At 40.0% G+C, this 26,994-nt stretch carries 23 protein-coding genes and 1 pseudogene; 11 read left to right on the top strand and 13 right to left on the bottom strand.

Features of this window, described 5'->3' with window-relative positions:
- Positions 1-109: 109 nt before the first annotated feature.
- Positions 110-445, bottom strand: a complete 336-nt coding sequence (locus ACR5KR_RS08010) for an element excision factor XisI family protein (RefSeq protein ID WP_448266101.1) — start codon at positions 443-445, stop codon at positions 110-112.
- Entirely contained in the window at positions 433-849 is a 417-nt protein-coding gene (locus ACR5KR_RS08005; RefSeq protein ID WP_448266100.1) for a XisH family protein, read from the bottom strand. The genes ACR5KR_RS08010 and ACR5KR_RS08005 overlap by 13 nt, the downstream gene beginning before the upstream one ends.
- Positions 850-1,139: 290 nt before the next feature.
- Here ACR5KR_RS08005 and ACR5KR_RS08000 point away from each other — a divergent pair, with 290 nt between their 5' ends.
- Positions 1,140-2,960, top strand: coding sequence for an eCIS core domain-containing protein (locus ACR5KR_RS08000; protein ID WP_448266099.1), 1,821 nt, complete (start codon positions 1,140-1,142; stop codon positions 2,958-2,960).
- Positions 2,961-3,113: 153 nt separating this feature from the next.
- Here the strand turns inward: ACR5KR_RS08000 and ACR5KR_RS07995 are convergent.
- From ACR5KR_RS07995 to ACR5KR_RS07985, 3 genes and pseudogenes are all read right to left on the bottom strand, one after another.
- Positions 3,114-3,233 (bottom strand): annotated as a pseudogene (locus ACR5KR_RS07995) (alkaline phosphatase D family protein); the annotation flags it as partial.
- Positions 3,234-3,305: 72 nt separating this feature from the next.
- Positions 3,306-4,178 (bottom strand): SDR family oxidoreductase, encoded by an 873-nt coding sequence (locus ACR5KR_RS07990; RefSeq protein ID WP_448266098.1) that lies wholly within the window; start codon positions 4,176-4,178, stop codon positions 3,306-3,308.
- Positions 4,179-4,256: 78 nt separating this feature from the next.
- On the bottom strand, positions 4,257-5,000 hold the full coding sequence (locus ACR5KR_RS07985) for a tetratricopeptide repeat protein (RefSeq protein ID WP_445627020.1): 744 nt from the start codon (positions 4,998-5,000) through the stop codon (positions 4,257-4,259).
- Between the two features lie 642 nt (positions 5,001-5,642).
- Between ACR5KR_RS07985 and ACR5KR_RS07980 the strand changes: the two genes are divergently transcribed.
- Entirely contained in the window at positions 5,643-7,379 is a 1,737-nt protein-coding gene (locus ACR5KR_RS07980; protein ID WP_448266096.1) for a trypsin-like serine protease, read from the top strand.
- A 69-nt stretch (positions 7,380-7,448) separates the two neighbouring features.
- On the opposite strand, the gene crtO is transcribed toward ACR5KR_RS07980, so the two are convergent.
- From crtO to ACR5KR_RS07960, 4 genes are all read right to left on the bottom strand, one after another.
- Positions 7,449-9,143: a beta-carotene ketolase CrtO gene (gene crtO, locus ACR5KR_RS07975; RefSeq protein WP_448266095.1), complete on the bottom strand. Its 1,695-nt coding sequence runs from the start codon at positions 9,141-9,143 to the stop codon at positions 7,449-7,451.
- A gap of 105 nt (positions 9,144-9,248) precedes the next feature.
- The gene (locus ACR5KR_RS07970; protein WP_448266094.1) at positions 9,249-10,007 is read right to left on the bottom strand and encodes an LmeA family phospholipid-binding protein; all 759 of its coding nucleotides are present in this window, start codon (positions 10,005-10,007) and stop codon (positions 9,249-9,251) included.
- A 106-nt stretch (positions 10,008-10,113) separates the two neighbouring features.
- Entirely contained in the window at positions 10,114-11,490 is a 1,377-nt protein-coding gene (locus tag ACR5KR_RS07965) for a cytochrome P450 (RefSeq protein ID WP_448266093.1), read from the bottom strand.
- Between the two features lie 483 nt (positions 11,491-11,973).
- Positions 11,974-13,356: a cytochrome P450 gene (locus ACR5KR_RS07960; RefSeq protein WP_448266092.1), complete on the bottom strand. Its 1,383-nt coding sequence runs from the start codon at positions 13,354-13,356 to the stop codon at positions 11,974-11,976.
- A 186-nt stretch (positions 13,357-13,542) separates the two neighbouring features.
- On the opposite strand from ACR5KR_RS07960, the gene ACR5KR_RS07955 reads away from it, so the two are divergent.
- From ACR5KR_RS07955 to ACR5KR_RS07930, 6 genes are all read left to right on the top strand, one after another.
- Positions 13,543-15,756, top strand: a complete 2,214-nt coding sequence (locus ACR5KR_RS07955) for a phosphoketolase family protein (protein ID WP_448266091.1) — start codon at positions 13,543-13,545, stop codon at positions 15,754-15,756.
- A 219-nt stretch (positions 15,757-15,975) separates the two neighbouring features.
- Entirely contained in the window at positions 15,976-16,332 is a 357-nt protein-coding gene (locus ACR5KR_RS07950) for a hypothetical protein (protein ID WP_448266090.1), read from the top strand.
- 149 nt (positions 16,333-16,481) lie between these two features.
- A complete protein-coding gene (locus ACR5KR_RS07945; protein ID WP_335222813.1) occupies positions 16,482-17,522 on the top strand; it encodes a GTPase in 1,041 nt (346 codons plus the stop codon).
- Between the two features lie 257 nt (positions 17,523-17,779).
- On the top strand, positions 17,780-18,040 hold the full coding sequence (locus ACR5KR_RS07940) for a DUF2281 domain-containing protein (RefSeq protein WP_448266089.1): 261 nt from the start codon (positions 17,780-17,782) through the stop codon (positions 18,038-18,040).
- A gap of 127 nt (positions 18,041-18,167) precedes the next feature.
- Positions 18,168-18,440: a type II toxin-antitoxin system VapC family toxin gene (locus tag ACR5KR_RS07935; protein WP_448266088.1), complete on the top strand. Its 273-nt coding sequence runs from the start codon at positions 18,168-18,170 to the stop codon at positions 18,438-18,440.
- Positions 18,421-18,663 carry a hypothetical protein gene (locus tag ACR5KR_RS07930; RefSeq protein WP_448266087.1) on the top strand — a complete coding sequence of 81 codons (243 nt, stop codon included), beginning with the start codon at positions 18,421-18,423 and terminating at the stop codon, positions 18,661-18,663. Before ACR5KR_RS07935 ends, ACR5KR_RS07930 begins: the two co-directional genes overlap by 20 nt.
- A gap of 97 nt (positions 18,664-18,760) precedes the next feature.
- On the opposite strand, the gene treS is transcribed toward ACR5KR_RS07930, so the two are convergent.
- On the bottom strand, positions 18,761-22,147 hold the full coding sequence (gene treS / locus ACR5KR_RS07925) for a maltose alpha-D-glucosyltransferase (protein WP_448266086.1): 3,387 nt from the start codon (positions 22,145-22,147) through the stop codon (positions 18,761-18,763).
- Between the two features lie 469 nt (positions 22,148-22,616).
- Here treS and ACR5KR_RS07920 point away from each other — a divergent pair, with 469 nt between their 5' ends.
- Positions 22,617-22,868, top strand: coding sequence for a PIN domain-containing protein (locus ACR5KR_RS07920; RefSeq protein ID WP_445627032.1), 252 nt, complete (start codon positions 22,617-22,619; stop codon positions 22,866-22,868).
- 6 nt (positions 22,869-22,874) lie between these two features.
- Here ACR5KR_RS07920 and aroH read toward each other — a convergent pair whose 3' ends face one another.
- The 3 genes from aroH to ACR5KR_RS07905 all read right to left on the bottom strand — a co-directional run bounded on the left by aroH (position 22,875) and on the right by ACR5KR_RS07905 (position 25,079).
- Positions 22,875-23,285, bottom strand: coding sequence for a chorismate mutase (gene aroH / locus ACR5KR_RS07915; protein WP_445627033.1), 411 nt, complete (start codon positions 23,283-23,285; stop codon positions 22,875-22,877).
- Positions 23,286-23,416: 131 nt separating this feature from the next.
- Positions 23,417-24,238 (bottom strand): signal peptide peptidase SppA, encoded by an 822-nt coding sequence (sppA, locus tag ACR5KR_RS07910; RefSeq protein WP_322694031.1) that lies wholly within the window; start codon positions 24,236-24,238, stop codon positions 23,417-23,419.
- 544 nt (positions 24,239-24,782) lie between these two features.
- Positions 24,783-25,079, bottom strand: a complete 297-nt coding sequence (locus ACR5KR_RS07905) for a hypothetical protein (RefSeq protein WP_322694030.1) — start codon at positions 25,077-25,079, stop codon at positions 24,783-24,785.
- A gap of 516 nt (positions 25,080-25,595) precedes the next feature.
- On the opposite strand from ACR5KR_RS07905, the gene ACR5KR_RS07900 reads away from it, so the two are divergent.
- Both ACR5KR_RS07900 and ACR5KR_RS07895 read left to right on the top strand, forming a co-directional pair.
- Positions 25,596-26,390 (top strand): MlaE family lipid ABC transporter permease subunit, encoded by a 795-nt coding sequence (locus ACR5KR_RS07900; protein ID WP_335007964.1) that lies wholly within the window; start codon positions 25,596-25,598, stop codon positions 26,388-26,390.
- A gap of 134 nt (positions 26,391-26,524) precedes the next feature.
- On the top strand, positions 26,525-26,911 hold the full coding sequence (locus tag ACR5KR_RS07895; RefSeq protein ID WP_194043054.1) for a DUF3119 family protein: 387 nt from the start codon (positions 26,525-26,527) through the stop codon (positions 26,909-26,911).
- The last annotated feature ends 83 nt before the right edge of the window (positions 26,912-26,994 follow it).

Genomic DNA, 26,994 nt, shown 5'->3' with positions numbered 1-26,994 from the left:
CGCGATCCAACGCCTAGACAATTTCAGCGAGAGACGATCGCATAGGATAGATTTTCGGACAATTTAGACTTTGGTGCATTATGTGGTGAATGCGATCGCGATGTTGTCGTTAAAAAACTCCATAGCCCGTATATTCCCGCATTTCAGGAGATTGAAATCCAAGAACAATATCATCTTTTGGAATCCCTCGCTCTACAAGTTCTTGAGCCACTCTCATTTCCGTCATATTCTGCTCAATCGAAATTTTTCCCTGTTTAATATCCAAATGTAAAACACAACCATAGACTCGCCGATGACCATCCCATCCCACATTCATAACCATGTAATGGTCTTGTTTTGTATCAAAAACAGTGTAACAATCAATCTGACCATTCGCTATTGGGATAGCAGCATAAGTCGTCAACAACGACTGAATGATATGCCGATAAGATTCTAGGGTATCCATTGTACAATTACCTCTTGAATTGGGTCATAGATAATTTGTTTAATCTGATATCTCTCTACAGATATTTGGGCAAATTCCCGCTTGAAAAAAGCTTCATAAACACTTATAGGCACTGCCAAATAGAGAATGCGATTTGAATTGCTGATTTCTAAGGCAAGCCGATAATTTAAAAACTGTCCTAAAGCAGCATGATAATCTGTTAATGGTGAATCACTCAGGAACGTTTTAATCTCAACTGCAATTTTTTCTTCACCTCGCTCTGCCGCTAACAGTTGCTCTGCACCTAAATCTATTTCAAACTTAGTTCCGCCAACTTCCAGTCGCAGAGGATCGTCGGTTATCTTCCACTGCTGCTTTTCTAAAGCAATTCTAACCACAGCATGAAATTTATCTTTAGCTGGCATTGTTAACGTTTTCTGATTTACTTAACATTTTAGGACGTAGGCGCAGCCCGCACTTCGACACCTTTCGGCTTCTCTACGAGACGCTACGCGTCAGCGGAGCTTTGGCTTTAGCGATACGCTCAAGGCAAGAAGCTCAGTGACCACCGCAGGCATCGCCCGATACCATAGAATTGGGTTCTTGAAAATTTATACTTTCGATCAATTGTGTTACAAGTGCGATCGCAGTACTCTAGATGTAAGTAACAGTAAAATATTCATCTAGCTACTGCTTGGGCAATCTGGAGAAGAAAATGAGAGAACATGTCAGTCGGCAGAAAAAAACTACTACAGGCTTCTCAATTCCATCCCTGAAACAACCGATACGCGGCTTTGGTTTGGAGTCGTCGGCAATTTCACGCCAAGCGGTTCCTGGAATACAACCACTTCATAAACCAGTTACTCACGATATCAGTCGCATACCACTGCGTACCCAAGCAAAACTCTCAATTAGCCAGCCTGGAGACAAATACGAACAGGAAGCTGATAGCGTCGCACAGCAAGTAATGCAAACAATGGCGCAACCTGTAAATCGCCAGTCTATCCAACGAGAAACATTGCCAGAAGATGAAGAAGAATTGCAGATGAAACCTCTGGCAAATTCCATCACGCCTTTGGTGCAACGAGAAGCATTGCCAGAGGATGAGGAAGAATTACAGATGAAACCTCTGGACAATCGCACACTGCAACGAGAAGCATTGCCAGAGGATGAGGAAGAATTACAAATGAAATCTCTGGATAATAGCACACTGCAACGAGAAGCATTGCCAGAAGATGAAGAAGAATTACAAATGAAATCTCTGGACAATCGCACACTGCAACGAGAAGCATTGTCAGAAGATGAAGAAGAATTGCAAATGAAATCTCTGGACAATCGCACACTGCAACGACAAGAAGTGCCAGAGGATGAGGAAGAATTGCAGATGAAGCCGATGGTGCAGCGTCAGGCCAAGGCTGGGATGGTTGGTGCGCCAGACCTGGAAGCGTCCATTAACCAAGCTAGGGGTGGTGGAGTGGCGATCGCAGACAATATCCGTAAACCGATGGAGGTGGCGTTTGGTGCAGATTTCAGTGGGGTGAAGGTTCACACAGATAATCAATCTGACCAGTTGAATCGGTCAATTCAGGCGCGTGCTTTTACGACGGGACAGGATGTGTTCTTTCGTTCGGGGGAATACAATCCTGGGAGTCGGGGCGGACAGGAGTTGTTGGCGCATGAGTTGACCCATGTTGTGCAGCAGAATGGGGGGGTGGTGCAGCGCTCGCAAAATCAAAAAGCTACTTTACAGCGTCAAGAAACAGAAATTATACAAAGGGTAGTTTACGATAATATGGCTGCGATGTGGACGGAAGTCCATAGTGGCTATTCGCAAGAAAAGATTCAAAATATTCTTAAAGATTCTGTGCTGTCCGCACAATATAATGACGCAGCTACCCAATTACCTAAGTGTGATTTTGTTCAAGTTCAAGGCACAGCACCTCAAGCTACCTCAACACCTGACGCAGAAAAACCTTATAAGATAGAGTGGGACACCGCAGAAAAACTCTCTCTTGATGAGGATTACTTTGCAAGTGCTATTATTCATGAACTGGCTCATGTTGCATCATCACAACAGTACCGAAGAAATGGAGTTAATGACAGGGAATTGATTTGGGCTAACATGAATTTGCCTCCTGCGGAGGGTGTTGTTGATCCTGAAACTGGGATGAGTCCTAATCAATTGCAATCATATCAAACTCAAATGCAGACAATTGATCGAAATTGGCAAGATCTAGAAAAGGAGGCTACGGCAGATCAAAAGTCGGGAAAACTTCCCAACATTCACTACGAGCATATATATAAAAGAATCCAATATGGCTTGGGTACATGCTTTGTCCACAACGATACAGTCTTGGTAGATATGCTGTACTATTTAAAAGCAAAGGAATTAGATAATACAAAGACATATTCATTCGCAAGACGTATGCTCAATGAAGCCAATGATCGTCGTAGGAATGGTTTTTGGTCGAAGAGTGATACTGAAGTTAGAGTGGTTGATAGCAAAGCATGGTGGTTTCAATTTTGGAAATGGTAATCACAGGTTTAAAAATGCGATGATCGAGCTATACTGTGCTCGCTCACCTCGTAGTGCGATCGCCAATCTTGTAGGGTGCGTTACGGCGTAAACAATTAAATCGCCTGTTAAAATATCCAAACACGAACGCCTAATCTGCGTTAAGAGATTAAAGATGTTGTTGGCGTAGTTGTTTTCTACCTCATGGTCATCCCAGGTAACAATCCAGGGAAACGCTGCATGAGCTGCTTGCAGATTGGTATTGGTTTTATAGAAAGCGTGACGGTTGCGATACCTAAGCTTAGTGTGCCGGAGTAATCGCATTCCAAAATAACTTATTTCCGTTTTTACTTTTAACACTTAGCTTTAACTCAACTGTATTGCCTCTAATTCTTCTCTTACAGATAAAGGCTGATACCCCAATGCAAAAGCTTTGGAACTATCCAAAGAAACATCAGTTGGTCTGGGTGCTGCCATTTTCACATCTTGTTGGCGGCAGGATTTAAGTCTAGTGGCGGGAAGTTGCAATACTTCTACTAATATCTGTCCAAAATCATAACGTGAAATCCGCTCTTTGCCACCTAAATGAATCATGCCATTAACTTTTTCTAATGCTAGTAAGAGTCCTTTGGCGGCAGTTGTTCCACTTACTGGGGTGCGGAATTCATCAATAAATAAATTTAGTTCTTTTTCGGCTTGTAAAGTTTGAATAAATGGCTGAATAAAGCTTTTCGCTGTGGGTGTTGCTGCACCAAACATCAACGGCATTCGACACACTGCGGTCATGGGATACCTTTCTAGCATATCTGCTTCTGCGATCGCCTTTTGCTCGCCGTAAAGATTGACAGGACACACGGCATCTGTTTCTCGATATGGAGCATTTAAACCATCAAAAACTAAGTCGGTCGAGGTAAAAGCACAAGGAATAGAATTATCCGCGCAAAGTCCGGCAATATTGCAAGATGCTATCACATTAATTGCGTGCGATTCTTTGGGGTTGGTTTGACAAAAATTTGGTTGCGAATGTGCAGCAGTATGAATAACTGCTTCTGGTTTGACATCATTAAAGATACGTTTCAATTCCTGAAAATTTGTTAAATCCGCTTGTAAAATTTTCATACCAGGAATCTCTAAAGGATGGGATAAATAAGTGCCATAAATCTCCCATTCTTGTTTAGCAAGCTGGCAAAGATGCCATCCTAAAAAACCGCTTGCCCCAGTGATTAACAATTTTTTCATGTCTAATCGTAAACCGCTCAAGAAAAAATCCTTGTTACAGCAGGCTTATATTTTACACTGAGTAGTGGCGATCGAATACTATTGCAGTAATTCCTGAAACTGCTTTTTACTACGCACTTTGCTAAAGTCGGGGTCAGTTTTTGCTAACTTCTTGTATTTATCAGGAACAAGCTTGATTGCTTTGTCTAGGTTCTCAATTGCTAATTCTAGATTGCTTTGTAAAGCATAAGAGCAAGCTTTGTTGTAATATGCTTGGTGCAAATCTTGCTTGATGGCGATCGCTCTATTATAAGATGCGATCGCATCTTGGTAGCGGTGCAGCTTTGTCAGAGCTATACCTCGGTTAATTAAAGCTTCATATTTGTCGGGTTTGATGGCGATCGCTTTGTCATAAGATGTAACAGCATCTTTGTAGCGTTGCAACGATGTTAAGGCGATGCCACGATTATACCAAGCTTCATATTTGTCGGGTTTGATGGCGATCGCTCGATCGTAAGATGCAAGAGCGTCTTGGTAGCGTTGCAGCGATGTTAAGGCGATGCCACGGTTAATCCAAGCTTCAGGACTCTCAACTTTGATGGCGATCGCTTTATCATAAGCTTTTATGGCATCTTCATAATTATGTCTATCTAATAAATTGTTACCTTGATGAAAGTAATCTTCTGCTTTTTGGGTAGCCTTCGCTTCTATGAAAAGTTGGGTTACATTGCTTTCTTGGACAACCTGTGTAGTATTTTCTGCCGATGAGTTTCCCCCACCACTACAGCCAAATGTCAAGAAAGCTATCAAGCCAGATGCAACGAAGCAGTGCCGAAAAACCATGCTGTACCTACAAAAATTTTTAGATGATGGTCAAATTTGTTAGTTTTTTGAGTATTATCAAAATACACTAGTTTTTACCCATTAATTTACTTATATTTCTTTTCCCAAAAAGGTTTGTTGACAATGCATAAAACTTTATCAAAATCAAGCGTATGTAATAATATCATATTAAATACACATAAAGCAATCGCTTAGAACCTGCTTTACTCAAAAAACAATTTATTCGTGTTGCTATATATATTGCGTAGCTGTGACTCGTCGTAAACATCGCATTCCTGTAGTAATTCATCCTGATGAGAAGCTTCTTCAATTTGCCAATGCCGACGGTATAAATCAGCCAGGATCGCAGAGGTGAAGACAGAAGGAATATCAGAATAGTTAGTTTTTCCAACCTCTATCTCTATTAATTAGTTTTATTTTTCGCTTCCAAAGAAAATTCAAACTAAGCTCTAGATATTGATAAATCGGATAAATAATTTATATTAAATATATGGCAATTTCAAGTTTTAATTTTACTTAAAAAATTATTAACAGGAAAAAATCCCATAAAAATTGCTAGTGCACTCATAATGCCATGAGATAATTTTTGGCATTAAAATTGTCTATTTTGTATTCATCATTTTTTATTTAGGATATAAAACTATGTCTCTTTTCTCCCCTGATGGTCGGACAAAAGTTAGCAACACGACAACTTCTCCATTTAGTGCTATAGGAAAGATGAGAATACATTGGAAAGGCCCAGATGGGGTTATTGATACTGCTGATGATATTATCATCAACGGTTCTGGTGCCATGATTGATTCCTACCACTTTTTAACAGCAGGACACTGTGTATATGATACGAGATATGGAGGTTGGGCAGATAAAATTGAGGTGATGCTTGGTTCTAAAGGAAATATTATTGCTGGTACAAACCGCGCTGATTATGAATATTATAGTGAAGCTAAATCTGTTTATACACGTTCTTTTGATGGATGGACTCAAGGAGATCAAACTAAAAGCGAAACTTTTCAATACGATATAGGATTGGTTACTCTTGACCGCAATATTGGAAACTTTACTGGCTGGTTTAACTATGGATATGACGATAATCTCAGCAGTGGAACTTTAGTGAATGTCACTGGATACCCATCTGATAAATTTGATTCCAATAGCGATGGGAAATTTGACAACTATGATATGTGGACTCAAAGTGGAAAAATCACAAGTACAACTGACTCGATCTTGCGTAGTAATGAGCTAGATATCCTACCTGGAAATAGTGGAGGCCCTCTCTGGCTTAATAATTCCAACACAAATAAACCAACTATTTATGGAGTAGCTTCAAATGAGACAACCAGCAATAAAACTCCGCTTTACAACGAGTTCGCCCGAATTACAAGCACTCGATATAATGAGATTCAAAACTGGATCGACCAAGACAATACCGCGCGCCAACCTACTGACAAAGCTGATTTAGTAGATTCTGATGTGTGGTTTAACACCACTCTTGGAAGTTTTAATAATAAAACTATCAAATATGGGGAAAATTTCAGCATCACGGTCTATCCTCGCAACAATGGTACAGCCGCGACAGGCACTTTCTCGGTTTCTTTTTATGCTTCCACTGATGCCAATATCACTGATAATATTGGTTCTCATTACTTAATTGGTAATACAACTATTTCTTCGATTAATCCATTCAATTCGGGAACAGCGACTTGGAGTGGTGCGTTTCCGAATATCCCAATTGGAAATTACTATGTTATTTCATTTCTAGATCCAACTAATTCAATCCCAGAGTTTGATGAAAGTCTAACCAGCAACCAAAAGGTATTTAGAACTTTACTCACTGTTGCCAATAATACGCCTACTTCGCCAGATATCACCGTTTCATCAACCGTTAGCTCCCCTTTATCAGCCAATGAAGAAAATCTTACCTTAACAGGTGCAGATGATATTAATGGGACTGGTAATACTAGTAATAACAATCTAAATGGTGGAGATGACAATGACATCCTTATAGGGGGAAGTGGTAATGATACTTTCGTTGGAGGTTTAGGTAACGATACACTAACGGGAGGAACTGGATCTGATGTTTTTACTATTAATACCCCTTCTGAGGGGATTGATAACATTACAGATTTTTCGCCCTTAGATGACACAATTCATGTTTCTCAAATCGGGTTTGGAGGTGGACTTAGTGAAGGTATACTTCAAGCCACGCAATTTTTTATCGGTTCAGTAGCAGAAGATAGTAGCGATCGCTTTATCTACAACAATAATACAGGGGGTTTATTCTTTGATGCTGATGGTACAGGCTCATCTAGTCAAATCCAAGTTGCTCAACTAGCAATAGGTCTAGCTATGACTAATACAAATATTTTCGTGATTGCCTGATAAATCAAAACGCGATAAATCAAGACGCGATAAATCGCGTCTCTACATGAGGGTTTATCTGTGCAAGGCTTAACTAATGCCAAACACTGACTCGACAGTTGACTTAATCGAATCCCGCGCATCCTTCAAAGTTTGGCTAATGGGATGTTTTGCCTGCAAAAATGCGCGTGCACAATTGCGTCCCGGCATTCCGGAAATTGAACCACCTGGATGAGTCCCTGCACCAGTCAAAAATAGATTATCAATTGGCGTTTTGTAGTTCGCTATTTCTGGCAAGGGACGGAAAAATACCATCTGATCTAGGGTCATGTCAACATGGTAATAATTCCCTTTGTACGCACCTAATCTTTCTCCTAGTTCGGCTGGACTTTCTACCCGACGGGCGATAGTTGCATTTTTGACATTAGGTGCATAGTCTGCCAATTTATCAATCACCCGATCTGCAACTTTGTTTTTCAATTCATCCGTCCAACCAGTACCTTTTAAACCAGTGCCTTCTGCACCAGCAATTTGATAAGGAGCAAAGTACTCAATCCATAGAGTGTGCTTACCTGCTGGTGCTAATGTGGGATCTAAATAACTAGGCATCACCACATACATTGATGGGTTAGCATCAGGAATCTCTCCCAAGGTACATTTACTATGAGCCTCTTCTACATGAGCCACAGAATCAGCAATCAAAATAGAACCGACAAGATATTCATCTTTGTGGGCGTGGTGGGGAAAATGGAGTGGTTCGTCTAAAGCCAAATCTATTTTGAGGATGGTTTCGTTGTTGTTAACGATGCGGCGTTCCAATCTTTCCCATAAATTTGGGTCGGCTCCATCAACATCGCTTTTATCTGTCATTTGTAAGAACAACCGCTTGGCATCAATATTAGAAATAACCCCGTATTTAGCGCGATATTCTTTTCCACCAGCAACCCGCACACCTACAGCTTTGCCATCATCAATTAAAACTTTTTCAACGTGCTGATCTGTGAGAATAACGCCACCTTTACTTGTGACTAAATTCACCAAAGCTTGCACAAGTGCGCCAGTTCCACCGCGAGGTCTGGCCATCCCCGGATTATGACGCATTGCCATCATAATTGCACCAATGGCAAGGGTTTTTTGTGATGGCGGCGCACCAAGTTCTGATGCTAGTCTGGCTAGTGGCGCTTTCAGAAATTCTTCATCAAACCATTCGTTAAGTAAATCCTCAGCGCTGGTCAACATCGTGCGAATAAAGTCCAGCGTTTTGTTTGGAGAACCAATAACAGAAAATAAATCTTTCAGTTTGGTAACGTCGTAGTTACCAAGAATGTCTATAACTGATTTTGGCGGTGCATTAAACATAGGAATCATTGCACCTAGCGATCGCTGCCAAAAGTCTACAAATTCTGCGTATTTTTTGGCATCACGTTGGTTGTAACGGGCGATTTCTGCACAAGTCTTTTCCACTGACTTATGTCCTAAGAAATACTTCCCATCAGGATGAGGACAGAAGACAACTGGATCGCACTGCAAATAATGCAAGCCATATTTTTCTAGTTCTAATTCTTCAACAACTGGCCCTAAATGAATAAATTCATGGTCAATCGCACACAAATTGAATTTAAATCCAGGAGCTTCTTGCGGTAAGCATTCTTCAGTTGTTGCTGCGCCACCTGGTACAGAACGCTTTTCTAGTAACAGAACGCTATAACCAGCTTTTAGCAAATAAGCTGCGCAAACTAGCCCATTATGTCCAGCACCGATCAGCACAACATCATACTCTTGCATAGTTGGAAATTAGAAATAAGTAGCTTTCTAAAATATTAGAAAATTTTTATTACATTGACATCATCCCTCAGTAACAAAAATTATTTTTAATTCGTGTCAATCCTACTAAGGAGATATTAAACTTGAAGATGGAGGTATTTGCTTTACTTGAACTTCTAACATAAGTATTAAAGTACCTTTTTGTACTTCTACATTTTTGATAGAAAAAGCTATCTCCTCCCATTTAAAGGATGGTATATTCATCAGTTCTTTAGCTTTCTGCATCAATGCTGTAGTTAATTCTATTGAAATCCCCTCTCCCTCAGTGCAGTTAAAAGCCTCCAGCATGGCGGGTTGTGAATGAGTTCGTGGGCGAGCGATCGCAGTGTAAGCTAAAGGGCGAGTATTTCCCATTTCCTTTAACTGCACCTTTCCTTTAAATTCTAGTTTGCCATCACCAGGTAAAAATATCTGAATTTCTTCTGGCTCAAAACTGACAATTTCTCCATCTACATTCAACTCAAAGTTTTGCATCTGGCTACGAACAAACTCTGAGGTCAAGGCGCGGTTAATATCTACTTCTGTGAGTATAACCCTAGCAATAGTATTGATTGGCTCATTGAGTTCTATTTGACCAAAAAGAGCGCTAAAGGGATTGATAGCTATACTATCTGTTTGCAGTTTTATTTCCTGTACGCGAATGTCTTCTTTAATAACTAATCCTTGACCTGCAACTGCAACTCCATCCGCCTGTCCTTGAAGGATTTTTAACAGATCGGTTTTTACATCTATTGCTATTTCTTCTACTTCATCTAGCTGATTGGATACTTGTTTTTCAGCTTCTTGGGATAGAAATTCTTCTTCTAACCGATGCTCATTAGGCATGAATTACTAATTCTCATAAATAATGTCCTCTTCCTATTTACTGTAAAGGCTAGATCCTAACAAGCGGCTCTATATTACGATATATGCAAATGGGAAGATTGAGTAATTAAGTAGAAAGTATTGTTTGTTTTTTGAGTTTTGCTTTTTTAGTAACAACCATTTTTACACCGCCGCTAGGGACAATTGTAATGCCACGACGGACGGGATGCACAGGACGTTTATCAGTAAGGCTTAATTCAAAACGGGATAATATTATGGCTGTTACTAATTTTAGTTCGTACATGGAAAAGGCTGCACCAATACAACCGCGATAACCTCCACCAAAGGGTAAATATTCGTAAGGTGAAAATTTTTGATTGAGGAATCTTTCTGGCCGAAACTGTTCTGGTTCTGGGTAAGTCTCGGCTCGGCGATGTGCTAAATAAATACAGGGAACTAAAACTGTTTCTGATGTAAATTTATGCCCCATAATTTCCACTCTATCTTTTACCATTCGCGGCGTGCAAATTAAAGCAATAGGGTGAATTCGCAGTGTTTCTTGACAGACGGCGGTGAGATAAGGTAATTGAGCAATTGTTTCCGGATTTGTGAGATTGTTTAAGGTATTTAGTTCTTGCATTAGCCGATGTTTAACCTTTGGATGGGAGTGAATTAAATAAAATATCCACGCTAATACACCAGATGTAGTTTCGTAACCCAATAGCAATAATGAAACTAGTTGATCGCGTAATTCCTCATCTGTCATTTGTTGCCCATTTACGTCATAAGCTGACATCAGCAGACTGAGAATATCTGTACGCGCAGGATCATTTTGCCAACGTCTTTCAGAAATTTCGGCATAGATGAGTTTGTCAATTTGCTCTCGTCTTTTTAAGAAAATTCCCCAAGGACTCCATGCGCCTAAATCTTTTTGCAGCGAAGGAAAGAAAAACAAGCTGGAATACCAAGGTTTAGTTACGTCTTCTAATAAAGAACTCAATTGTTTTTTTAATTGTTGGTAACGCGCACCATGAGTAATCCCAAATACCACTTGTAAGATAATTTCTAAAGTGATATTTGACATTAATTTGTGTATACAAATATTTGTACCTGATGTCCAATTTTGTGTAATCTCTTCAGTTATTTGACAAATTGCTTGTCCATAAGATTTTAAATTATCGCCATGAAATGCTGGGAGTAATAGCTGCCGTTGTTGTTGGTGCGATCGCGCCTCTTGAAATACAATAGAATTCTCACCAAACAAGGGTTTAAATACATGGGTTGCTTTCTTAAAATCTAATTTTTGTGCAGGTATGGCAAAACAATCACTAATTGCTTGCGGATGGCTAAAAAATACTATCGGTGGCGACTTTAAACCCATTACCTTTACTGTAAAAATATCACCATACTTAGCAGCATTATTTTCTAAAAACTTTGTTGGTTCAGCAATTAATTGCAGAGTTTGTAGCAACGCTGGTGTGCTGAGATTCTCAAATAGTTTCATTGTTTATTGAATACTTTTAGGATTTAACAAGGCGCAAATAATTCAATCCGCTTAGGTTAAGGCTTACTCTCACTAACATTCCTTAAAAAAGATGCAATTATAGCAAGCTTTTTTAATATTTTCAGGGGATAGTCGGGAGTTAGTTACCACTAAGTGAACCGTAGTGTTAATTAATCACCATTAGTTTGACAAAATTAATAATAATATTTTTTATGATTTTTTAAATGCATTTACAAAAAAAACTTACTCAATTATTTTGGGATACACATATTAAATTTACGTCTTTTGATGATATTAAAATGCCTTATCTTGGTGTATTGTCTCACTATTAAAATTCATTCTTTTTACAGTTGTAATATATTAAAATCCCTTATAGTCCTCTTTTAAAGAGGACTATAGGGGATTGTTTAAAAGCATTGAAAATCTATCTAAATGTATAGATGATTGAAAGTTTGCTGAACGCAACCATTAAACCTCGCAGCATCAAACAAAGGTTGTCTGGAGGATGGAAGACTTCACCTGACGTTGACTCGTGACAACCATCTCAATGGGACGATCTGGCCCTGTCACTAAACCACGGCGTTTAGGTCGCACTTCACCATTATTAACTAGTTCTAATTCCTTACTAGAAAGGATTTGAGCAAGTGCTAGCTTCATTTCCAACTGGGCGAATGCTAGCCCAATACAGCGCCTAGCACCACTGCCAAAGGGCAAGTATTCATAAGCAGAAAATTGTCGTTCTAAAAAGCGTTCTGGCTTAAACTGCTTAGGTTCTGGATAAATATCTTCCCGTTGGTGGGTCAAATAAATAGAACCAAGTAGCACTGTACCCGGTTCTAGTTCGTAACCGCCCAGCGATATCGGGGTTCTGACTACCCTGGGCAAAGTTAGTATCGCTACTGGATAAATCCGCAATGTCTCGGAACAGACAGCGTTGAGATAAGGTAACTTGAAAACGGTGCCAGGATCTAGGTTATCGCCCAAGCTATCTAATTCTTGCAGTAGCTTTTGGCGCACTGATGGTACTTTGTGAATCCAGTATAATGCCCATGCTAAGGCTGTGGCTGTAGTTTCGTGACCAGCGACTAACAGAGTCATCAATTCATCGCGCAATTCTTCATCGGTCATGGGTTGACCGGCTTCATCTCTAGCAGCCATGAGTAAGCTAAGAATATCCGTGCGTGATGAATCTGGTTGTTCTCGACGTTCCCGAATTTCCTCGTAGATGAGTTTGTCAGCTTCTTGCTGAAGGCGCATCTGATTTCCCCAGAAGTTAATCGGGCCAAAATCTCTTTGTAAAGCTGGAAAATAAAGCAAAGCTATACTTAAGCGAGAACTGGCCTTTTCTAAAAGATCGCCCAAAAAATGCTGTAGTTTTTCGGCGCGAGGCCCTTCATACAGACCAAATACAGCTTGCATAATCACCCGCAGGGTAATAGCTTGAGTTGCAGACCGGATATTAAAGGGTTTACCTATTTGGTATTGGTTAATAACTTGCTTGGTGACATCGGTAATCACCTGGCTATAGTTCCGCATTCTTTCGCCATGAAATGGAGGCATTAACAACTGACGTTGGCGCTGGTGTTCTGCGCCGCTGATGGTAATTACAGAATGCTTGCCCAGCAACGGTTCAAACAGCTGATTCACATCGCCAGGTGCTTCCAATTCTTTGGTATCAGTTGTCAAAATTTGCTGTTGCGCTTGGGGGTTGCTGACAATCACCATAGGAGGCAGATTTTTGTCTAATCGGAGAGAAAAAATCTCGCCATAGTTTTTGGCACAAGCCTCCATAAATGACATCGGATTAACAACCCAGCGCAGCATCTGTACAACTGCTGGAGTTTGCGGGCCATTTGGGAATTTCATAAATTTTTTTCCGATTAAATATTTTTTGCTACTTCAACTAATTGAAATTTTGATTGCCTGACCATTTAAAGTACTTATTCTAACGTTGTAAAAAAGCAATAAACTGTTACAACCTCGAAGATGTAAAATTTTGGTTAAATTCAACAAGCATCTACAGTTTCACTTCATCGTCAAAAGGTACTCAGCATGACTGCAATCTCCGCAAAGGCATCTTCAGCGCTTCCCAATTTTTCGGAAGGGATTCAATATTTTGGTGAAGCCTTACCAGATTTTGAAACTTATGGTGCAACTCCTGCTATTGAGTCGGGCAAAATCGCGATCGCATCGACTACAGATAAAGCAGCCGTATATCAAACTTTACTAGCTGCCGATGCCCTGCGCTACCTAACTTTACAAGTTACCGGTAGTAAGGCTTCTGGGCATCCCGGCGGATTCGCCAGCCAAGCAGAAGCTTACGCATCTCTTGTCATGCTGGGATACAAGAATATTATTACCGAAGTCGGACACCACGCCCCCGGATTTTATAGTGCCATGTTCTTGGATCGTTCGCTAGAGGACATGGGAATTTTTACAGTCGAACAATTGCGCGATCGCTTTCGAGAAAAGCACGGACTTTTAGGACACCTTTCCGGTTACATTCCCGGTATTCTCGCACCTGCGGGGCCATTAGGACAAGGGCAACACTTTGCAATGGCGGCTGCACTCCTGCACAAAGATAAGTTGTTCCCTTTTACAGTTGGGGATGGGGGATTGGGTGAGCCTTATATTGTAAGTGCGATCGCGCATTTTCATACAGCTTATCCTACTGTCACCAATTTTTTACCGATACTGGTGTGGAACGGTTACAGCCAAGAACATCACAGCATGGTTTCCCTGAAAACCAACCCAGAGATGCAAGCATATTGGCAAGGTAACGGTTTTGATGAAGTCATATTAGTTGATGCCAAAGATTTTGACGATCGAGATCAACCAGGGGATTACGTTGATAGTACTGCCTTTTCCTTTGAGAAACGCCTAGAATTTACTCAAGCAGTACTTTCTGGTGTAGATAAAGCAGCGCGTTCTGCACTGGGCGGCAAACTTACCGTTTTTATTATTAAACAACTCAAAGGTGCAGGAGTTCATGCGCGGGGTGCGAAATCTCACAACCTCTATCCTAAAGATACGCTGGATGCGCCGCATATTGTTAATGCATTGCAAACCCGTGCTTTGTCAGCAGAAGCTTGGCAATTAGTCAGAACAAATGCCGAACGCGCCGGTGGTGGACCAGCAGCAAAAACTGTAGTGACAGAATTTGAATTTCCATTGCCAGAATTAGGCGAATTATCTTTAGAAGAATATGCAGTTGGAGGCGAACCAAAAGTTTCCACAACTGCAATGGGACGATTGGTAGGAATAGTGGGAAATAAAGATCGGGATTTTCTCGTCACCAACGCTGATGGGAATGAAGCGTCTGGAATTGCTAACATCAACCAAGCATTAAAGATTATCCATCCTACAACCGACGAGTTATATAATCAAGCACCAAATGGGCAAGTTTATGAACCATTGAGTGAAGATGCTTGTGCCGGTTTAGCTGCGGGTTTAGCGTTAATGGGTGCGAGAACTTTGTGGTGTTCTTACGAATCTTTTGCCATCAACGGATTACCAATTTGGCAAACTGTAACTCAAGCAATGGCAGAATTACGCCGTCCCACACCCTCGACTATTACTTTATTCACAGCAGGCGCATTAGAGCAAGGGCGCAACGGTTGGACTCACCAACGTCCAGAAATTGAGGCTTACTTTGCTTCGCTGATGCGAAATGGAAATGTTTTTCCATTATTTCCCCCTGATGCTAACAGTATTCAAGTCTGTTATGAGTGGGCATTGAAAACTAAGAATAAGGGTATTGTAATTACTGCAAGTAAATCGCCGTTACCAATTCGGACAACTTTAGAACAAACTCGTCAAGGGTTGCGCGATGGTGCAGTGTTATTACATGAAATTGCTGGCGATAAACAAGTTGTATTTGCTGTAATTGGCGATATGACATTAATGCCAGTATTTGAAGCTGCTGCTTTCTTAGAAACTGAAGGTATTGGTGCGAAGATAGTTTCTGTCATCAATCCTCGGCAATTGTATCGTAGCGATGATACCGCGTGGGATACCTGTTCTGAACCCGAAGGCGGTTTCTTAGATGATGCGAAATTTGCCGAATTATTTGATGGCGATGGGTTAATTGCGGTGACTGGTGGTGCTGCGGCGATGCTAGAACCGATCCTGTTACGGAGTACAGCGAAGCGCGACACCTTTGCATGGAAACGTGGCGAAACTACAGCCAGTGCTGGCGAGTTGATGGCCTTTAATGGATTAACTGCTGAAGCGTTAACAAAACGTGCGATCGCTTTAGTGCATTAAATGATGTTGCATAAATGCAGGATAATTTTATTGAATTTTCCTTTGCGTTTCATCCCTAGATTCAGCAACGCCCATTAAATAAAGCTGGAATTGCTTCTACTTTTATCGCATTTATACGTATATAAACGCTGAAATTGCGTCGGAATGCGTATATTTGCGTTTTTTTATTGAAGAGAACTTAGCAAGCAGGAAAAATGGGAGTAGATTTGCTGAAATTCTTTGACAAAAGCTAATTTTGATGTCGCAAAAGCTGGTTTTGGAGTCACAAAAGCTGGTTTTGATGTCACAAAAGCTGGTTTTGATGTCGCAAAAGCTGGTTTTGATGTCGCAAAAGCTAGTTTTGATGTCGCAAAAGCTAGTTTTGATGTCGCAAAAGCTAGTTTTGAAGTCACAAAAGCTAGTTTTGAAGTCACAAAAGCTAGTTTTGGAGTCGCAAAAGCTAGTTTACGAGTCAGAAACTTAGTTTATAAGTCGCAAAACTTGATTTTTGTAGCTAGGACGAAGGGTGATATTTTTATCTGGAAACGTGGGGAATGTGGAGACTTGAGGAAAAGTGCGATCGAGTTAGCTCATTAAGCTGGATTTTGTAAGTAGAAAAGTCTGAACTTTAACCCAAAATACACGCAGATAGATGCCATAGATTAGCATTTTAAGACGTATATCTACGGTTATTTTTATCATTTTAATTTATTAGTATATATAAAAATTAATTAACAATAAATTATATGCTTAATGAAACAGCTAAAAAGCTTGTGGATGAAATTACAAAAAATTTGGCAGCAAGCAAAGAATCTATATCTTCTTCTTTTGGAGAATTGTTAAGTTTATTAATTGATAAATTACAGCTATCTCAAGACAAAAAATTCGTATTTGTTTTACTAGGCAAAACAGGTGTTGGTAAATCTAGTACTGTTAATTCATTACTGAATCAGGAAATTGCTCCTGTAGGCAAATATGATGCTACAACAATGGAAGTTCAGGAATACGAGCATGAAATAAATGGTGTTAAATGTTCAATAATTGATACACCTGGATTGTGTGATGATATCCCAGAAAAAGGAAATAACCAAAAGTATATAGAATTAATTCAAAATCAAGTCAAGCAAATAGATTTACTTTGGTTTGTAACTCGTCTTGATGACGCAAGAGTTGGTGAAGATGAAAAAAAAGGTATACAAATTATTTCAGAAGCATTTACACCAAAAGTTTGGGAACATTCTGTAATTATTTTTACACGTGCTAATAAAGCTGACGACTATTTAGATGAATTACGGGAAAGAACTAAGCGTATTAGAGATGAAATTGCAAAACATACAGGTAATGAAATTGCAAATAAAATCCCCTCAGTTGCTGTAGATAATAAAAGCCAAACAACACCAGATGGCAAAAGATGGTTAGAAGAATTGTATACGCAAGTATTTATAACAATGTCTGAAAGAGGTGCTATACCTTTTTTGATGGCAACCGCTCCTAGAATAAATAAAACACAATCTAATAAAACTAATACAGATCCCAACTGGACTTTTTATAATCAATCCAAATTTACAAATGAAGACAAAGAAGATAAGAATAATGAATTTAATGCTAATGATTTTATATTTAATGGCATACAAAAAGAATTAATTAAGAAAAAACTTATAGAGGTTATTCCAGCTTTAGCAGCTGCGGGTGCAAGTGCTGGAGCAGTAGTTGGTGGGCCAATCGGTGCTGCAATTGGTGGTATAGTAGGCGCTGCTGTAGGAAGTATTTTTTATTTTTTTAGCTAAAACTAAATAACAAGATAAAGCTATCTTTATATTTAGTAATACACATTGCCTCATGACGAGCTAATATTCTTACCTTGTGTATAATAATTTTCTTAATACTGATTTTCTCTAGCCTCTGGTATCAAGTAATATATTTTAAAATTTAAAATATTATTTGGCTGTATGCCATTCTAAATTAGATTATCAGACGCGATCGCTTGAAAAGCAGTCTATAATAAGGTCATACTGAAAACTTTCCTCAATCTTAGAAGTTAATTATGCTTATAAAATTTGAAGAAATATATAGAGATATTGATACTTTACCAGAAGAAGCTCAAATCTTACTACTTGATTTTATTCAGTTACTCAAAAAGCGTTATCCTCAATCAGAATCAGAAAATCATAGTCAGGAAAAAAGTCTCTATGAAAAGTTTGATGAAATTGGATTAATTGGTTGTTGTTCTGTTGACGAAAATTTATCAACAACCTATAAAGAAGTTTTATCTATTACATTAGATAATAAATACGATCGTCGTTGATACAGGATTTTGGTTAGCTCTTATTGATAAAAAAGACACCTACCACGAAAGAGCAAAACAAGCCTTAAAACAATATAATGAACCTTTAATTACAACATGGTGTGTTGTCACATAAACCTGTTATCTTTTGCTAACTCGCAAGGGAATTGACGCTGAAATTATATTTATAAATAGTCTACAAGAAGAATTATTTAAGATTTTTAATTTAGAACTTCACCATAGTGCTCGAATTATTGAATTAATGAAAAAATATGCTGATCTTCCAATGGATTTAGCTGATGCTTCCCTGGTAATTTTAGCAGAACATTTAGGGCATGGACGCATTTTTTCAGTAGATCGGCGTGACTTTAATACCTATCGCTGGAAGCAAAGTTATCCTTTTGAAAATCTCCTATTTTGAAGTAATTATAAATTTATCAGCCGCGATCGCACAATTTCTTTTCTCCCAATGGGATGAAATTGTAGTTGTAGTAGTTGTAGGTTGGGTTGAGGAACGAAACCCAACATTCCCGCCTCTGTTGGGTTTCACTAAAGTTCAACCCAACCTACAGTTAATATTTCCGTACTATGCTTTAAAACCTGCAAAGGAGGAAAAACTGTTTAACAACATTCTACGGGTTTAAGTCCCTGGCTTCCTCTCATCCGCAAGTTTTGTGATGGGGTTTAAATCCCCATTACAAAACTGTACTTCCGACTTCCGACTTCCGACTTCCGATTTCTTTAAGCAGTTTCACTGAGTAATCGCAGAATAAATTGCAGTGGAATTTCTACCCGATCGGAGCGATTATTTAGTTCCTCGCCTAGTGCATCAATCGCTTGCTCTAGAAGATAGGCAAAAAGCAGCACATCTAGTTCTTCTGTTGTCTTTGGCAGGAAAGATTCTTGATTGGCAGTTTCTAAATAAGAATTGAGAAAGCTAGTACTAACCCAGATATACCAAAACTGTCCCCATTGTTCTATAAGGGGTAAATTTTCAGCCCGGATCATTCCAGATTCTTTTTGATAGCTCAGAGCTTGATTAACTGCATAGTTGAAAGAGAGCAACATTCCTGCTACATCTTGTAAAGGCGATCGCTTGATGCGTCGTTCGCTAAAACTACGATCTGCTTTGCCTTCAAAATCAGGAATAATAAACTCTTTTCCTGTGTAAAATACTTGCGATAAATGGTAGTTTCCATGATGACGAGTACGCAATGCAGTAATTTTTTGCCCGACAACTAACTGAAAGCGTTCTAAGATTTTCTCTTGGCTATTCAGAACTTCTAATGCTAATGGTTGAGTATCGGTTGGCAAGGATTTTACTCGTTCTTTTAACAACCTAAATACTTGTCCAGTTAAGTTACGTGCATTTTGATATATTGAACGTTGATAAAGTGATGAAAAAGATTCTGGAGCAAAGTCTGAGCTATCTATATTTGCAGCCAACGCTATATGGAATTCAGCTGTGGATTTACCCAATAGCTCAACACTTTGCAAGTAAGAAGTGATAGTTGCAATTGCCAATTCTGGAATCTCAATTCTCTGTAAATCCAACAAAGAACCTGATGGCAGAGGCACTTCGGTAATAGTGGCGTGTTCTGTGGTAACAAAATCAAAGTACTTTTGCAAACTATCAAGGGTGTAATCCCAACCACTGCGGATATCTGAAATAAACTCTTGTAATATGCCTATAGTCGTGGCTTGGGCAGTTTTACTGGCTGTTTTATTTCCCCGGCGGTACTCTAAAGCACCAGCTAGAAAAACTGAGTTTTGCAAGTGTTTTTTCTGGTATAGGAAACGCCGGATTTCTAAATCTGGGTGCAAACCCTCTTCGACTTTGCGGAAGAGTTTCAACAACAAGCGATCGCCATAAATTATATAAGTATTGGTTTGTTCTTCTTTATTCAGAACAGTCGGCTCATGATTGGTTAACTGTCGGCGCAATTCGGAGAATGAATCAGTAGTAGTGCCAAATAATTCTCCGGTTGTCCCTTTATAAGAGTGATGATTAGCGATCGCATCATCTAGCAGTGAGGTAAGAAAGTTTTTGTCTGCTAAAGCATCAAATAAAATCCCAACTTCTTGAGTATTGGGTGGAGGAGTGTCTATTTTGCCTTGCACCTCAAGCCGTGCAATTATAGCTTGCGGCATTTCTGCTAAAAGATGTGTTGCAAGATCGCCTTCTGCATAGGCGAGAAATAACAGATAAGTTTCGTGGTTTCCCTGGCTATAATCTACCTGCAACCAAACAATTTGAGCTATCTGCTGGTTATAAGGTAAAGAAATCGCTTCAATGATTTGTACTGATTGTACAGTCTGAGTTTTGCCGCCAAACCAGCTACAGGTATAGAGATAATCCCGCAGTGTTGATTCTAGAACGCTTTTTGACTCTCGTTGTTGAATCACATTCTGCCACGAACCATTTACCAGCAGAGTTACTAAATCTGCTTGGGGTTTAGGCTCTTGATTTGAGCTAAGTTTACGTTGTAAGGTGAACCAGTAAAATCCGTAAGGACTTAAGCTGAGGAAATAGGGCGATTCTGTAATCGGTGGAAACTCAGTGGAACCAAAAATTTCTACTGGTAGTAACCCATTGAAAGTTGATAAATCTAACGTCACCGTTTGCACGTAACGAGATAAATTTGCTACTACCAAAACATTTTCTTCAGAGGTAATCCGGCTGAAGGCAAAAACTTTGCGATTATTAGACTGTAGCAATTCAAAACGCCCTTCACCCAATGCTGCAAACCGTTTGCGAGTAGCGAGTAAACGTTTCATCCAATACCAAAGAGAATTGCTATTAGTCCGTTGTGCCTCGACGTTGAGTGCTTCGTAGTGATATTCTGAGTCAACGATGACGGGTAGATACAAGCGTTGCGGGTTGGCGCGACTAAAACCAGCATTGCGGTCAGAACTCCACTGCATAGGTGTGCGAACACCATTGCGATCGCCTAAATAAACGTTATCTCCCATACCAATTTCATCACCGTAGTAAAGTACGGGGGTTCCTGGCAAAGATAATAGTAAACTATTGAGTAGCTCAATTTGGCGGCGATCGTTACCCAAAAGCGGCGCTAATCGGCGACGGATGCCTAAGTTTACCCGCATCATCGGGTCTTGTGCGTAGGCCCCATACATAAAATCGCGGTCTTCATCTGTCACCATTTCTAGAGTCAGTTCGTCATGGTTGCGGAGGAACAATGCCCACTGACAGTTATCAGGAATCGATGGAGTTTGCTGAAGAATATCTACAATCGGGAAATTATCTTCCATCCGCACTGCCATAAACAAACGCGGCATTAGGGGAAAATGAAAGTTCATGTGACACTCATCCCCTGCACCGTAATACTCGGCTGCATCTTCAGGCCATTGGTTCGCCTCAGCTAGTAACATCCGGTTAGGAAATTTCGCGTCGATGTGCGATCGCAACTCTTTCAAAAACGCATGGGTTTCGGGTAAGTTTTCGCAGTTCGTTCCTTGCCGTTCGTAGAGATAAGGCACAGCATCCATGCGTAGTCCATCTACACCCATCTCCAACCAAAAATCTAGAACATCAAATACTGCCTCGCGCACCAAGGGATTGTCATAATTCAAATCCGGCTGATGGGAATAGAAACGATGCCAGCAATAAGCTTTGGCAACTGAATCCCAAGCCCAGTTAGATGTCTCAAAATCTTGAAAGATAATTCGCGCTTCTTGGTATTTTTCAGGAGTATCACTCCAAACATAAAAATCTCGCTCCGGACTTCCTTTCGGGGCGCGGCGCGCTCTTTGAAACCAAGGATGTTGGTCAGAGGTATGGTTAATAATTAACTCAATAATTACCCGAATACCGCGCTGATGAGCAGCGCTCAAAAACGCTTTAAAGTCTTCTAGCGTGCCATAGATAGGATTTACACTAGTATAATCGGCAATATCGTAACCATCATCTCTGAGTGGTGAAGGAAAAAAAGGTAACAACCAAATGGCAGTAATACCTAAATCTTGTAAATAGTCTAGTTTTTCTGTCAGCCCTGGAAAATCACCAATACCATCACCATTACTGTCAGCAAATGTGCGAACACCTAGTTCGTAGATAATTGCATTTTTGAACCATAATGAGTCATCTTTCAAGCTGGAGTTTGGCATTATTTTAAAAAGATATGCGATCGCATATCCAATAGAACTATATTTTTACTTGATACAATCGCTGAGATTATCAGCTTATTGATCTTACACGAGTAATGTTTACGCTTTCTTACTTAAGTAATGAAACTACCAAAGGAGCTATATTTAGTCATAAATTATCATACCAACTGCGTATATACATATAGCAGTTTTTATTTGCATTAAGTACAAAGTTACGGGTTTTGAGGCAGGTGGTCACTGAGCGTAGTCGAAGTGAGGCAGAAGCTTTTTATATCTGATGCTCCCGTACTGCATTTTTAATTTCGCTTAAAAACCAACCTGCTGTATAATTTTTATTTCCGGATGGAAAAATGTAACAAAACTTATTGTAAACTATAGCAATCCTAAATGAGGAGCAAATTTATATTTGCAGCATCACGGTTGCTGAGTTATATTTTGGTGCTTATAATTCTCAACCAGTAGTGGAAAATTGAACTCGTGCAGAAGAATTTATTCTATTCAAAACTTACCCGTTGTACCTTTAACCGATCCTGCTCTGAGAAAGTGTGGTGAATTAAAAACAGTACTTCGTAGAATAGGACAAACTATTACTGAATTTGATTTACTAATTGCTAGTGTTGCAATTGCAGAAAATTACACCTTAGTAACAAACAATACTCGTCACTACAGCCGCATTTCTAATTTACAATTAGAAAACTGGATTTCATCTGAAAAATATTAAGTCCTGTTACACTTTTGACTTAACTACTTGCTGTGATGCTTGTATCTGAGGCAAACTCCAGTCGGGACGCAAGCTAGCGGCGTTACGTAAATAAATATGATGAATTGAGGCGGAGGTTGGCAGATAAGCGTGAATTAAGAAGCGGATACAGCGCTGCAAGCTGCCTTCGACGTGCATTTGCTGCACATCCAACATAGCCACATTATCCCAACCAGGACGCGCTCTTGCGATCGCAGCTGGAAAAACCGCATCCAAATCGCGTGTCACTGAAAAAGTCACACTAATAATGTCTGTTGGCTGGAATTGATTCCGGTTTTCCAGTTCATCTAGTAGTTCTGTAACCACTTCTCGGATTGTCTCAACAGTATTTTCTGAAGCGGTTGTTGCTCCGCGAATAGCCCGCATTTGCCAGTCCACGCCAAAATCCTCCTTAATTAGTCATTGGTCATTGGTCATTGGTCATTGGTCATTGGTCATTGGTCATTGGTCATTTGACTGTGAGCAAAAGACAAAAGACAAAGGACTAATGACTAATGACAAACAAATATTTAGGGTCGATATAACCACAGAGGTAAACCACTAGTAGACATTTCAAATTCGAGCCAATCAATACCAGCCCCAATTCCTGATGAAAACTGACGACTTCCTGGTATAAAGCGACTCAATAAGGGTTTCCGTTCTTCTAGGGTATAGCAGAGAGTTTTTTCTGGATCGAGACCAACCAGTTCTGCTGTCCAACGACGGGCATCTTCTTCTGTGCCCAAGCGGTCTACAACACCCAAAGCTAGGGCTTGCTGTCCAGTAAAAATCCGACCATCAGCGAAACTTTTTACAGCTTCCACCGTTAAAGAACGGCCATCAGCTACCGTTTGGACAAACTGCTGATAACTTGTGTCAATCAACTCTTGCAGGATGCTTTCTTCTGGTTCGGTCAATTGCCGATCGAAAGCCAAAATGTCTTTGTAAGGGCCAGATTTAATTACTTGGAAGGAAACACCAATTTTTTCTAGCAAGCGTTCCAAGTTATTCCCACGCAGAATCACACCAATGCTACCCGTAATTGTACCTGGGTTGGCAACGATGTGTTCGGCTCCCATGCCGATGTATACTCCTCCAGAAGCCGAAATATTGCCAAAGCTAGCGACGATTTTGATTTTCTCGCGTAAACGCTTGAGGGCACTGTAGATTTCTTGAGAATCTCCGACTGTGCCGCCAGGGCTATCGATACGTAGCAATAATGCCGGAAACTTTTTTTCTTCTACAGTTTTCAGGGCTTCTAGGACGCGTTTGCGAGTAGCACTGGCGATCGCACCAGTAATTTCAATCCGCGCAATTTGTTTTCTAAACTTGGGCTTAAACGGCCAAACCATGAGCTGTCAACATACCTCGTAATAAATTCAATATAAGATCCCCAAGGTCAAACGACCTGCTTTTCTCTGTTAAGAAACATGAGCTGCCATTGTGCTCATCAATATTTTAAGGAAATTTTTATATTTTTCAGTGAGTTTTATTTGATATTCTCAATTAATGCTAATCAAATCCTTAAAGATTACAGCTAGCACAAAATGCCAAACTCTAGTTTAGCGTTAACCTGATGATTTAGAAAGGCTATTTTAGCTATTTTGCAAAATTAAAACTTCTCAATGCCTTGTTATTCCGGCTTTTTGAATGGTTGAGGACTGTTTTTACTCGCGATCGCGCACGCTTACTAGTTGTCAGTAATTAATCACTAATAACTAATGAATATATAAATATTTAATCAATTACTTCGACACTCAATTTAATTAATAAAAATTGATTCAGTAACACTAATCTCTATTTAGGTTATAGACTAGTAGTACTTTCGCTCTGAGAAATATTACTTTTTCCTGTCTTCTACAGCCCAATAATCTCCTGATGAAGCGATTTCACTACTTAAGAATCTATCCGTAAAATTTGATACCGATAATAGACAAACATATCAAACAGTGCGCCAACGAAACTACAGGTTAAGCTAATTACAAATAATCCGCGTAGGGGAGTTCCACTGCCGAAGGTAGCGAGAAAATGGATAATCTCAGTTGCGATCGCCTCAGTGAAGTCTTGTAAGCAGGGGAAGTGACCAATGAGGGATAGAACGAGGAATCCGCCGCCAACGAAAAATATGGGAAGCACAAAACTAAAAATGATTGTGAGTAGTAGGGAGCGGAGAAAGTTAGTAAAAATAGTCATTTAAGACAAACTCCGTGAGTAGAGATGACAAAAGCAAGATAGTGGTTTGTCATTTTCTACAATACGGGCGATCGCTCCAAAGCAGCCAATCTGTCAAAAATCTTAAGTTTTCATTAAAATAAATGGCTAGCAGTTACAGCCCATGCTGTGGATAAAAAAAGCGACTTCAATCTACAAAAGCCTTGTACAATGAAGGTTATAGCGAAGGGTAATACTTATGTATTGCTTTGCAGCACGTTTAAGAACAGCTTCATTTTCTGAGAACATGTTTAATCTAAGTTAATATTCAGCCTTCTTGGGAGAGCAGGGAGAGTAGGGGGAGATGTGGTTCGACTGCGCTCACCAACCGGGACATGAGGGAGATAGGGGGACAAGAGGGTAAACAAAACTCCTAACTCTTAACTCTTAACTCCTAACTCAACACTCTTAATACCCAATGCCCAATGCCCAATGCCCATTCCCCATTCCCATGACTTCCGCTATTCTTAAGGCAGTTACCGAGTTAGCTACAGAACATTGAACCAGACTACATCCAAATCCAGTTTAGGGGAATGGAGTCAGCGGCTGCTGGCGGCGATTTTTCTGGGTGGGCAAGTACTAGTTCACCTATTAAGAGGCAAAATCCATCGGCGCAACACCTTAGAACAAATGGCAGCAGTTGGGCCAGATTCCTTATTTATTGCTTTATTGACGGCTATTTTCGTTGGCGCAGTGTTTACCATTCAAGTGGCGCGAGAATTCATTAACTTTGGTGCCGGAAACATTATCGGCGGAGTCCTTTCTGTAGCGTTGACACGAGAACTCACTCCTGTGTTAACAGCAGTGATTTTGGCCGGACGAGTCGGTTCTGCTTTTGCAGCAGAAATCGGTACCATGCGAGTCTCAGAGCAAATCGATGCCATGTTGATGTTGAGAACAGATCCAATTGATTACTTGGTTATCCCCCGCGTTCTTGCTTGCTGTTTCATGCTACCAATTTTAACCCTTCTGTCTTTAGTGACAGGGATGTTCGGAGGATTCATCATTGCGACCAGTATCTACAACCTGTCTGATACGGTATTTTTAGACTCAGCCCGTAACTTTCTTGGTCTCTGGGATATTTTTAGCGCCATGATTAAAGCCTGTTGTTTTGGCATTTTAATCGCTGTAATTGGTTGCAGTTGGGGGTTGACGACAACCGGAGGTGCCAAAGGTGTAGGACAGTCAACTACAACAGCTGTTGTGACTGCCTTGCTGATTATATTTGTTAGCAACTTCTTTCTTTCTTGGTTAATGTTTCAGGGGACTGGCAGTGCATTCATAGGGCTATAGAAGTAAGAAGTGAGGAGTTATGAGTTATGAGTTATCAGTTAAAACTCCTCACTCCTAACTCTTAACTTCTAACTCCTGACTCCTGACTCCTAAAATAGGAGATATGCCTACTAAACAAAGCAGGATTTAAGACTGTGACCAGTTCATTTGTTTCTAACTCCACATCAACTGTGGAACTCAAGCCTAGTTACAATATACCCATAGTGTTGGTGATTGCCGCGATTCCATTATTGTTGGTACAACCTTGGGTAGGCTCCGTTTTCACGCTGTTTGGTTTGTTTCTCATGTTTCAAGCGTTAACGCTGCGTTTGCAATTTACCGCTACCGACTTAGATATTTACAGAGGCGAGAAATTGATTCGACGCTTTCCCTACCAAGAATGGCAAAACTGGCGGATCTTTTGGAATAGAGTCCCCATTTTGTTTTACTTTAAAGAAATTAAAAGTATTCACTTTTTGCCAATTTTATTTGACCCCAACACCTTGAAAACTTGTTTAGAACAACGTTGTCCGCGTATTTAGTGCTGATTGCCACCTGTTCTGAGTCGTTTTGATATAGACTCAGAACTCAGCACTCATGCTCAGGACTTTTATGGCAGGTCAAT

The organism is Nostoc sp. DSM 114159 (assembly GCF_053470285.1).
The sequence above is the reverse complement of the archived record's forward strand: the minus strand, read 5'-3'. Positions and strand labels throughout refer to the sequence as shown.

Coding starts and splice junctions, on each gene's coding strand:
- ACR5KR_RS08010 (WP_448266101.1), bottom strand. CDS start 445: ATGGATACCCTAGAATCTTATCGGCATATCATTCAGTCGTTGTTGACG.
- ACR5KR_RS08005 (WP_448266100.1), bottom strand. CDS start 849: ATGCCAGCTAAAGATAAATTTCATGCTGTGGTTAGAATTGCTTTAGAA.
- ACR5KR_RS08000 (WP_448266099.1), top strand. CDS start 1,140: ATGAGAGAACATGTCAGTCGGCAGAAAAAAACTACTACAGGCTTCTCA.
- ACR5KR_RS07990 (WP_448266098.1), bottom strand. CDS start 4,178: ATGAAAAAATTGTTAATCACTGGGGCAAGCGGTTTTTTAGGATGGCAT.
- ACR5KR_RS07985 (WP_445627020.1), bottom strand. CDS start 5,000: ATGGTTTTTCGGCACTGCTTCGTTGCATCTGGCTTGATAGCTTTCTTG.
- ACR5KR_RS07980 (WP_448266096.1), top strand. CDS start 5,643: ATGTCTCTTTTCTCCCCTGATGGTCGGACAAAAGTTAGCAACACGACA.
- crtO (WP_448266095.1), bottom strand. CDS start 9,143: ATGCAAGAGTATGATGTTGTGCTGATCGGTGCTGGACATAATGGGCTA.
- ACR5KR_RS07970 (WP_448266094.1), bottom strand. CDS start 10,007: ATGCCTAATGAGCATCGGTTAGAAGAAGAATTTCTATCCCAAGAAGCT.
- ACR5KR_RS07965 (WP_448266093.1), bottom strand. CDS start 11,490: ATGAAACTATTTGAGAATCTCAGCACACCAGCGTTGCTACAAACTCTG.
- ACR5KR_RS07960 (WP_448266092.1), bottom strand. CDS start 13,356: ATGAAATTCCCAAATGGCCCGCAAACTCCAGCAGTTGTACAGATGCTG.
- ACR5KR_RS07955 (WP_448266091.1), top strand. CDS start 13,543: ATGACTGCAATCTCCGCAAAGGCATCTTCAGCGCTTCCCAATTTTTCG.
- ACR5KR_RS07945 (WP_335222813.1), top strand. CDS start 16,482: ATGCTTAATGAAACAGCTAAAAAGCTTGTGGATGAAATTACAAAAAAT.
- ACR5KR_RS07940 (WP_448266089.1), top strand. CDS start 17,780: ATGCTTATAAAATTTGAAGAAATATATAGAGATATTGATACTTTACCA.
- treS (WP_448266086.1), bottom strand. CDS start 22,147: ATGCCAAACTCCAGCTTGAAAGATGACTCATTATGGTTCAAAAATGCA.
- sppA (WP_322694031.1), bottom strand. CDS start 24,238: ATGGTTTGGCCGTTTAAGCCCAAGTTTAGAAAACAAATTGCGCGGATT.
- ACR5KR_RS07905 (WP_322694030.1), bottom strand. CDS start 25,079: ATGACTATTTTTACTAACTTTCTCCGCTCCCTACTACTCACAATCATT.